Source organism: Stenotrophomonas sp. TWI169, from assembly GCF_039674705.1.
Lineage (GTDB): Bacteria > Pseudomonadota > Gammaproteobacteria > Xanthomonadales > Xanthomonadaceae > Stenotrophomonas > Stenotrophomonas maltophilia_P.
This window is the reverse complement of record NZ_JBDJOB010000045.1, coordinates 1-1,613: the sequence shown is the minus strand read 5'-3', so window position 1 is coordinate 1,613 and position 1,613 is coordinate 1. Positions and strand designations below refer to the sequence as shown.

Here is a 1,613-nt window from a genome sequence, read left to right as displayed (position 1 = left end):
CCCCCCCGTATGTGGGGCCAGGGGGGGGCTGCGGGGTCCGCGCCAGCCCCCCAGGCTACAGTTTACCCCCCCCTGACCGGTATAATCGGTCCTTCTTCACTGCTGTGGCCGCCCCCTTGAACGACACGCCCGAACCCGTCGTCTCCGAGCTGATCGACCTGCTCACCCTGGAGCGGCTGGAGGACAACCTGTTCCGCGGACAAAGCCGCGACATCGGCACCAAGTACGTGTTCGGCGGGCAGGTGTTGGGCCAGGCGCTGGCCGCCGCCCAGGCCACGGTCGACAACGGGCGCCATGTGCATTCGCTGCACGCGTATTTCCTGCGGGCCGGCAACATCGACCATCCGATCGTCTATGACGTGGACCGCACCCGCGATGGCGGCAGCTTCTCCGTGCGCCGGGTGACCGCGATCCAGCATGGCAAGGTGATCTTCTTCTGTGCTGCCTCGTTCCAGCAGGCGGAGACCGGTGCCGAGCACCAGCACAAGATGCCCGAAGTGCCGCAACCGGAAGACATCGAGCCGAACCGCCCGTTGCCGGCCGAAGTGCTGGAGCGGCTGCCGATCAAAGTGCAGCGCTGGCTCTCGCGCGGTGGCCCGTTCGAGTTCCGCCACGTCTATCCCCGCGACGAACTGAATCCGCCCAAGCGCCCGCCCTATCACCAGGTCTGGATGCGGTTGAGCGAACCGGTCGGCGATGCCCCCGAGCTGCACCAGGCGCTGCTGGCCTACGCGTCCGACTTCCATCTGCTGGGCACGGCAACCTTCCCGCACGGTATCAGCTACTACCATCCGCACGTGCAGATGGCCTCGCTCGACCACGCGATCTGGTTCCACCGCCCGTTCCGCGCCGACGACTGGCTGCTCTATTCGCTGGACAGCCCCAGTGCGCAGGATTCGCGCGGCCTCGCCCGCGGCCAGTTCTTCACCCGCAATGGCGTGCTGGTGGCCAGCACGGCACAGGAGGGCCTGATCCGCGTGGTTCCCGACCAGACTGCAGCGGCCGCCGTGCCGGCCAAGGACTGATCCGATGCGTCAGATCTTCAGCAGCCAGCGTGTGGAAACCGTCGAGGGCGTGGCCGAGCTCCTGCGCAGCCATGGCATCGAAGTGAAGGTGACCAATGGGCGCTCGTACAAGACCCGGCGGCGCGGCCAGTTCAGCTATACCGACCTGGGCAACACGCAGGGCTATCCAGCGGTCTGGATCGTGCGCGCCGACGACCAGCCGCGTGCGCGCGACATCCTGCGCGATGCACGCCTGCTCGATACCACCCGCCGCGATCATCCCACGGCCGAGTTCGCATTCCGCGACACGCCGGATGCCGGCAGCGGCGGGCGCAGCTGGGCCTGGCGGATCCGCATCGCACTGCTGGTGGTGATCGCTGGCGTGGCGCTGGTGATCGGCCTGCGCCACCGCGGTGGCCCGGCCCCCGCAGCACCCGCCCCCGCCCCACAGACGCAACCGCAGCAGCCCGCGCCGGAACAGGAAGAAGTGCGGGTCCGCATCCAGCCCTCGAAATGACGCGCCGGTAGCGCCGGGCCCAGCTCGGCGCGCGCCGCGGGCCGAAAAGCCGCCCGGCCAGGCCCCGCGCGAACCGGGCGCCGACCCGGCAC

General features: G+C 69.3%; 2 protein-coding genes. Both read left to right on the top strand.

Annotated features, from left to right (window positions below; all coding sequences use genetic code 11):
• Nucleotides 1–116: 116 nt before the first annotated feature.
• Nucleotides 117–1,025, top strand: a complete 909-nt coding sequence (gene tesB / locus ABE543_RS18600) for an acyl-CoA thioesterase II (protein WP_065174609.1) — start codon at nucleotides 117–119, stop codon at nucleotides 1,023–1,025.
• A gap of 4 nt (nucleotides 1,026–1,029) precedes the next feature.
• Entirely contained in the window at nucleotides 1,030–1,521 is a 492-nt protein-coding gene (locus tag ABE543_RS18595) for a pathogenicity-like protein (RefSeq protein WP_053516139.1), read from the top strand.
• The last annotated feature ends 92 nt before the right edge of the window (nucleotides 1,522–1,613 follow it).

Bases quoted from the DNA above. Each gene is read 5' to 3' on its own strand.
- ABE543_RS18595 (WP_053516139.1), top strand. From the start codon at position 1,030: ATGCGTCAGATCTTCAGCAGCCAGCGTGTGGAAACCGTCGAGGGCGTG.